Raw genomic sequence first — 7,791 nt, 5'->3', positions numbered from 1 at the left:
CGCCCGACTCGGCCAGAACCTTCGTGATCGCCGCCGTCAGCGACGTCTTGCCGTGGTCGACGTGACCGATCGTGCCGATGTTGCAGTGCGGCTTGTTCCGCTCGAATTTGGCCTTGGCCATGGTGGGGTTCTCCTTGGTTTTATCCTAGCGGTCGATTCAAGCCATCTTCGCGCGGACTTCGTCGGCGATGGCCTGCGGCACCGGTTCGTAGTGGTCGAAGTGCATGCTGTACTGGGCACGCCCCTGGCTCATGGAGCGGAGCGTGTTCACATAACCGAACATGTTGGCCAATGGCACCATGGCGGTGATCGCCCGCGCGTTGCCGCGCTGGTCCATGCCGCCGATCTGGCCGCGGCGGCTGTTCAGGTCGCCGATGACGTCGCCCATGTAGTCCTCGGGCGTCAGCACCTCGACCTTCATGATCGGCTCCAGCAGGACCGGAGCCGCCTTGAGCACGCCTTCGCGGAAGGCGGCGCGCGCGGCGATCTCGAAGGCGAGCACCGACGAGTCCACCTCGTGGAAGGCGCCGTCCACCAGCTCGGCCTTGAAGTCGATGGTCGGGAAGCCGGCGATGACGCCCGCTTCCTTCGCCGACTCCAGGCCCTTCTGGACGCCGGGGACGAACTCGCGCGGCACGGCGCCGCCGACCACCTTGTTCTCGAACCTGAAGCCCTCGCCGCGCGGCAGCGGCGACAGCACCAGCTTGACGCGGGCGAACTGCCCGGTGCCGCCGGTCTGCTTCTTGTGGGTGTAATCGACCTCGGCGGTGCCGGTGATGGTCTCGCGGTACGCCACCTGCGGCGCGCCGACGTTGGCCTCCACCTTGAACTCGCGCTTCATGCGGTCGACGATGATCTCCAGGTGCAGTTCGCCCATGCCCTTGATGATGGTCTGGCCGCTCTCGTGGTCGACCGCCACGCGGAAGGACGGATCCTCCTGCGCCAGGCGGGCCAGGGCGACGCCCATCTTTTCCTGGTCGGCCTTCGACTTCGGCTCGACCGCCACCTCGATCACCGGCTCGGGGAACTCCATGCGCTCCAGCACGATGGGGTGCTGCGGGTCGCAGAGCGTGTCGCCGGTGGTGGTGGACTTCAGCGACGCGAAGGCGACGATGTCGCCGGCGTAGGCGTCCTTGATCTCCTCGCGGGAGTTGGCGTGCATCTGCAGCATGCGGCCGATGCGCTCGCGCTCGCCCTTCACCGCGTTCAGCACGTAGGAGCCGCTCTCCACCGTGCCGGAATAGATGCGCGCGAAGGTCAGCGAGCCGACGAACGGGTCGGTCATGATCTTGAACGCCAGCGCCGAGAACGGCGCCTTGTCGTCGGTGGCGCGCACCGCCGCGGCGCCGTCCAGCGTGTGGCCGCTCATGTGGTCGATGTCCAGCGGGCTGGGCAGGTAGTCGACCACGGCGTCCAGCATCGGCTGCACGCCCTTGTTCTTGAAGGCGGAGCCGCACAGCACGGGGACGAACTTGAAGCCGATGGTGCCCTTGCGGATCAGCGCCTTGAGCGTCGCGGCGTCCGGCGCCTCGCCCGTCTCCAGGTAGCGCTCAGTGGCGGCGTCGTCCACCTCGACCGCCAGCTCGACCAGGCGGTCGCGATAGGCGGCGGCCTGCTCCTTCAGGGCGTCGGGAATCTCGGTGTAATGGAACTCGGCGCCCAGCGTCTCGTCCTTCCAGACGATCGCACGGTTCTCGACCAGGTCGATGACGCCGACGAACTCGGACTCGGCACCGATGGGCAGCTGCAGCACCAGCGGCGTGGCGCCCAGGCGATCGACCATCATATCGACGCAGCGGAAGAAGTTCGCGCCGGTGCGGTCCATCTTGTTGACGAATCCCATGCGCGGCACGCGGTACTTGTCCGCCTGCCGCCACACGGTCTCTGATTGGGGCTCGACGCCGGCGACGGAGTCGAACACCGCCACCGCGCCATCAAGGACACGCAGGCTGCGCTCGACTTCAATGGTGAAGTCGACGTGGCCCGGCGTGTCGATGATGTTGATGCGGTGGTCTCGCCAGAAGCAGGTGGTCGCAGCGGAGGTGATCGTGATGCCCCGCTCCTGTTCCTGCTCCATCCAGTCCATGACCGCGGTGCCTTCGTGCACCTCACCGATTTTGTACGACTTACCGGTGTAGTACAGAATGCGTTCTGTGGTCGTGGTCTTACCGGCATCGATGTGCGCCATGATGCCGATGTTGCGGTAGCGGTCCAGGGGGTGGGAACGGGGCATGACGAGAGGGGCTCCGCCTCGAATCACCTTACCAGCGGTAGTGCGAGAACGCCTTGTTGGCCTCGGCCATGCGGTGCGTGTCCTCACGCTTCTTCACCGCGGTGCCGCGCTGGTTGGCAGCGTCCAGCAGCTCGCCCGACAGACGCTCGGTCATGGTGTTTTCCGAGCGGGCGCGGGCGGCGTTGATCAGCCAGCGGATGGCCAGGGCCTGGGCGCGGTCCGAACGGACCTCGACCGGAACCTGGTACGTGGCGCCGCCGACACGGCGGGAACGCACTTCCAGGTGAGGCTTCACGTTGCTCAGCGCATCGTGGAACACCTGCACCGGGTCAGCCTTGGCCTTGCCTTCGACGCGCTCCAGCGCGCCGTAGACGATCTGTTCGGCGACGGACTTCTTGCCATCGAACATCAGGCAGTTCATGAACTTGGTCAGGACGCGGTCGCCATACTTGGCGTCCGGCAGGACTTCACGCTTATCGGCGCGACGACGACGGGACATCGGGACTTCTCCTTACTTCGGACGCTTCGCGCCGTACTTCGAACGACGCTGCTTACGGTCCTTGACGCCCTGCGTATCGAGCGTGCCGCGAATGATGTGGTAGCGCACACCGGGAAGATCCTTGACGCGACCGCCGCGGATCATGACGACCGAGTGCTCCTGAAGGTTGTGGCCTTCACCCGGGATGTACGAGGTCACCTCGAAGCCGTTGGTCAGGCGCACGCGCGCGACCTTACGAAGGGCCGAGTTCGGCTTCTTCGGCGTCGTGGTATAGACGCGGGTGCACACGCCACGCTTCTGCGGGCAGGCCTCCAGCGCCGGGACCTTGTTGCGCGCGGCGAGCGGCTCGCGCGGCTTACGGATCAACTGGTTGATCGTCGGCATATCAGCCCTTCGATTCCTTACAAGTGTGTTTCGCCCAGCCGAAGCCGGACGATGCAAAAGCCCGTCATCGAAGCGTCTCCGCCTCGTTGCGGGCTGGTCGGTCGAACGCCGTCCGAAAAAGCTCGGGTGCGGCTATATCGAAATTCATGCAGGGCCGCGTTCAGGCGTACCTCCGCCTGCAGCCGGCCCTGGTCCGAAGTGGCCGGACTATATGGATGGGCTCTGCCCCCGTCAAGCGCGGATGTGACGGATTGCGGCCTGTGGTGGGCGGTCCCAGCCGCTCCGGCCGGAACCGCCCGACGGCGTCGGATCAGCGCTTGGCGGCCAGGGCCGGGCTGACGGTCGTTTCCGCACACAGGTTGCGGCCGCTGCACCCTACGCTGCGCGCGGGCAGCGTTCCCGGGAGCGTGGCCCCGACGCCCGGCTGGACGGCGGTTTGCGGCCAGAACGGGATGTAGTCGCGCCCCGGCTGCCCGAAGATGCTGCCGGCACCGGTGGCGCGGTGGATGCAGGGCGCCGGACCCTTGGCAAAGGTTTCCACGGTCGGGCATCCGACGGAGCGGGTGGAGGCGAAGTCGCCGGCCGACGCGGCGGCGGGCAGAACGATCGACAGGCCGACGAGCAGAAGCGGAACACGCATGGCACAGATCCTTTTCCGAGGGGGCTCCCGGTGCAAGCCGGGGCACTGATGCCCCAGTCTGTGCTCCGGGACCGGCAAGGGCTGTGAGCTGCGCCATACGTTCCCGGCCCAGGCGGCCTACGCGCGCTCCAACGCAGCGACAGCGGCGCGCACGGCGGCGGCGCGGCTTTCCAGCATCGGTGCCATGCATGCCCGCATGGCGTCGGTCTCCGCCGCCCCCGCGCGCTCCGGTGAGCCGGCATCGTAGGGCGGGTGCGGGTCGTACTCGATGGAGAGCTGGATGCCCTTTGCCACCGGATCGCCGAGCAGCGAGCCGACGATGCGCAGGGCGATGTCAATGCCGGCGGTGACTCCGCCTCCGGTGAACAGAGCGCCGTCGATGACCACGCGCTCGGCCACCGGAATGGCGCCGAACGGCTCCAGGAAGCCCCGCGACGCCCAGTGCGTGCCGGCCCGTCGTCCTTTCAGCAACCCGGCGGCCCCGAGCACCAGCGCGCCGGTGCACACCGAGGCAAGATGCCGGGTGCGCCGGGCCCGCTCACGCAGGAAGGCCAGCGTCTCGGCATCGCCCATCTGCTCGTTGACGCCGACGCCGCCGGGGACCAGCAGCAAGTCGAGGTCCGGGCAGTCGGCGAAGGTGGTGGTCGGGAGAATGCGCATCCCCGTGTCGGCGGCCACCGGGTCGAGCGTCTTCCAGATCAGGTGCACCTTGGCGCCGGGCACGCGGGCCAGCACCTCGTAGGGGCCGGTCAGGTCGAGTTGGGTCAGGCCGGGGAAGAGCAGCAGGCCGAAGGTGGGGGCGTGGGCGTCCATGGGCTCGTCCTCGGTCGGGTGCGGCGCGTGTGCGCCGGCCCCTTACCCTACCCCTCCCCCACGGCCCCGGGGAGGGGATAAAGGGTCATAAAGAAAAAGGGCGCGTCCCGCAGGACGCGCCCCCTTCCCTACCCTATGACCTGACGCGTCAGGCCGCCGTGCTCTCGCCCGGGTGCGGGAGAGCCGGAGCCTCCTCGCCGCCCTCGGCGACCGCCGCGGCACGATCGCGCTCGGCGGCGATCTGCTTAAGGCGGTTGACGACGGAGCCCGTGCCGGCCGGGATGAGACGGCCGACGATGACGTTCTCCTTGAGGCCCTCCAGGTTGTCGACCTTGCCGCCGACGGCCGCTTCCGTGAGGACGCGGGTGGTCTCCTGGAACGACGCCGCCGAGATGAACGAGCGGGTCTGCAGCGACGCCTTGGTGATGCCCTGCAGAACCGGCTTGCCGTCCGCGGGCTTGAGGCCCTCGGCGATGGTCTTCTCGTTCTCCTCGTCGTACTCCTGCCGATCGACCTGCTCGCCCACCAGGAAGGTGGTCTCGCCGGCGTCGGTGATCTCGACCTTCTGCAGCATCTGGCGGACGATCACCTCGATGTGCTTGTCGTTGATCTTCACGCCCTGCAGTCGGTAGACCTCCTGGATCTCGTTGATGAGGTAGTTGGCCAAGGCCTCCACGCCCATCACCGACAGGATGTCGTGCGGAACCGGATTGCCGTCCATCAGCAGGTCGCCCCGCTGGACGTAGTCGCCCTCCTGCACCGAGATGTGCTTGCCCTTCGGGATCAGGTACTCGCGCTCGTCGCCGGTCTCGTCGTTGCGGACGACGATGCGGCGCTTCGTCTTGTAGTCCTTGCCGAACTCGACGCGGCCGTCGAGGTCCGAGATGATCGCGAAGTCCTTCGGACGGCGCGCCTCGAACAGCTCGGCCACGCGCGGCAGACCGCCCGTGATGTCGCGGGTCTTGGAGGACTCGCGGGGGATACGGGCCAGCACGTCACCGGCCTTCACGTGGGCGCCGTTCTCGATCGAGAGGATGGCGTCAACGGAGAGGAAGTAGCGCGCCTCCAGGCCGTTCGGCAGCGTGATGACGTCGCCCTTCTCGTCGCGCAGCACGATGCGCGGCTTAAGGTCGGCGCCGCGCGGCTGCTGACGCCAGTCCACGACCACCTTGGCGCTGATGCCGGTCGCCTCGTCCATCACCTCGCGCATGGAGATACCCTCCACGAGGTCGGTGTAGTGCGCCGTGCCCTCGCGCTCGGTGATGATCGGCAGGGTGTACGGATCCCACTCGGCCAGCTTCTGGCCGCGCGTGACCTTGACGCCCTCGTCGGCCAGCAGCTTGGCGCCGTACGGAACGCGGTGGCGCGCCCGCTCGCGGCCCTGCTCGTCGAGCAGGATCACCTCGCAGTTGCGGCCCATCACGACCGGGATGCTGGCGGAGTTGATGACCACGTTGCGGTTGTTGATCCGCACCGTGGCGTCGAACGCCGCCTCGACCTGGCTCTGCTCCGCACCGCGCTGCGCCGCACCGCCGATGTGGAACGTGCGCATGGTCAGCTGCGTGCCCGGCTCGCCGATCGACTGCGCCGCGATGACGCCGACCGCCTCGCCGGTGTTCACCAGCGTGCCGCGGGCCAGATCGCGGCCGTAGCACTTGGCGCACACGCCGTCCCTGGTCTCGCAGGTCAGGACCGACCGGATCTTGATGCTGTCGATGCCCGAACGGTCGATGCGGTCGACGGTGGCCTCCTCGATCAGGCCGCCGTTCTCGATGATCATCTCGCCGTTCAGCGGATCGACCACGTCGCCGACCGCGGTGCGGCCGAGGATGCGGTCGGCCAGCGGGCTGATGACCTCGCCGCCGTCGATCACCGCCTTGACGGTGATGCCCTGCTGCGTGCCGCAATCGCGCTCGACGATGATGGCGTCCTGCGCGACGTCGACCAGACGGCGCGTCAGGTAACCGGAGTTCGCCGTCTTCAGCGCGGTGTCGGCCAGACCCTTGCGGGCGCCGTGCGTGGAGTTGAAGTACTCCAGCACCGTCAGGCCTTCCTTGAAGTTCGAGATGATCGGCGTCTCGATGATCTCGCCCGACGGCTTGGCCATCAGGCCGCGCATGCCGGCCAGCTGGCGGATCTGCGCGGCGGAACCACGGGCGCCGGAGTGGGCCATCATGTACACCGAGTTGACGGGCTTGCCCGGCGCGGTGTCGGAGATGGCCTTCATCATCTCGGTCGCCACCTTCTCGGTGGTGTCCGACCAGACGTCGACGACCTTGTTGTACTTCTCGCCCTGGGTGATCAGGCCGTCGAGGTACTGCTGCTCGTACTCCTTGACGCGCTCCTTGGCCTCGTTGACCAGCTTCTCCTTGGCGACCGGGATGACCATGTCGTCCTTGCCGAACGAGATGCCGGCGCGGCAGGCGTGGCTGAAGCCCAGCTTCATCAGGCGATCGGCGAAGATCACCGTCTCCTTCTGGCCGCCGTGGCGGTAGACGGCGTCGATGACGTTGCCGACGTCCTTCTTGGTCAGCAGGCGGTTGATCAGGCTGAACGGCACGTTCGGGTGCCGCGGCAGGATCTCCGACAGCAGCATGCGGCCCGGCGTCGTCTCGACGATGGTGGTCGTCACCTCGCCGGTGTCGTCCACGCCGGTGTAGCGGCACTTGACCTTGGCGTGCAGCGTCACCGCCTTGGCGTCGAGGGCCTGCTGCACCTCGCCGACGTCGGCGAACACCATGCCCTCGCCCTTCTCACCCGGACGCTCCATGGTGATGTAGTAGAGGCCGAGCACGATGTCCTGCGACGGCACGATGATCGGCTTGCCGTTGGCGGGCGACAGGATGTTGTTGGTCGACATCATCAGCACGCGCGCTTCCAGCTGCGCCTCAAGCGACAGCGGGACGTGCACGGCCATCTGGTCGCCGTCGAAGTCGGCGTTGAAGGCGGTGCAGACCAACGGGTGCAGCTGAATCGCCTTGCCCTCGATCAGCGTCGGCTCGAACGCCTGGATGCCGAGGCGGTGCAGCGTCGGCGCCCGGTTCAGCATGACCGGGTGCTCGCGGATGACCTCCTCAAGGATGTCCCACACCTCGGGACGCTCCTTCTCCACCATGCGCTTGGCCGCCTTGATGGTGGAGGCCAGGCCGTACAGCTCCAGCTTGGCGTAGATGAAGGGCTTGAACAGCTCCAGCGCCATCTTCTTCGGCAGGCCGCACTGGT

At 67.4% G+C, this 7,791-nt stretch carries 7 protein-coding genes; all 7 read right to left on the bottom strand.

What is annotated here, in order from left to right; all coding sequences use genetic code 11:
- Positions 1-121 (bottom strand): GTP-binding protein (locus ACRWK7_RS03165; RefSeq protein WP_431854722.1); only part of this gene is annotated, 121 nt, incomplete at its 3' end.
- 36 nt (positions 122-157) lie between these two features.
- The gene (gene fusA / locus ACRWK7_RS03160) at positions 158-2,233 is read right to left on the bottom strand and encodes an elongation factor G (protein WP_431854721.1); all 2,076 of its coding nucleotides are present in this window, start codon (positions 2,231-2,233) and stop codon (positions 158-160) included.
- Between the two features lie 28 nt (positions 2,234-2,261).
- Positions 2,262-2,732, bottom strand: coding sequence for a 30S ribosomal protein S7 (gene rpsG, locus ACRWK7_RS03155; protein ID WP_431854720.1), 471 nt, complete (start codon positions 2,730-2,732; stop codon positions 2,262-2,264).
- Between the two features lie 12 nt (positions 2,733-2,744).
- Entirely contained in the window at positions 2,745-3,116 is a 372-nt protein-coding gene (gene rpsL / locus ACRWK7_RS03150; RefSeq protein WP_109121864.1) for a 30S ribosomal protein S12, read from the bottom strand.
- A gap of 310 nt (positions 3,117-3,426) precedes the next feature.
- Entirely contained in the window at positions 3,427-3,756 is a 330-nt protein-coding gene (locus tag ACRWK7_RS03145; protein WP_431854719.1) for a hypothetical protein, read from the bottom strand.
- A 117-nt stretch (positions 3,757-3,873) separates the two neighbouring features.
- Entirely contained in the window at positions 3,874-4,569 is a 696-nt protein-coding gene (locus ACRWK7_RS03140; protein ID WP_431854718.1) for a DJ-1/PfpI family protein, read from the bottom strand.
- Positions 4,570-4,717: 148 nt separating this feature from the next.
- Positions 4,718-7,791: DNA-directed RNA polymerase subunit beta' (locus ACRWK7_RS03135; RefSeq protein ID WP_431854717.1), on the bottom strand; the 3,074-nt coding region annotated here is incomplete at its 5' end.

Source organism: Azospirillum sp. (assembly GCF_050789165.1).
Note: the sequence above shows the minus strand (reverse complement) of the source record. Positions and strands in the feature narration are given on the sequence as shown.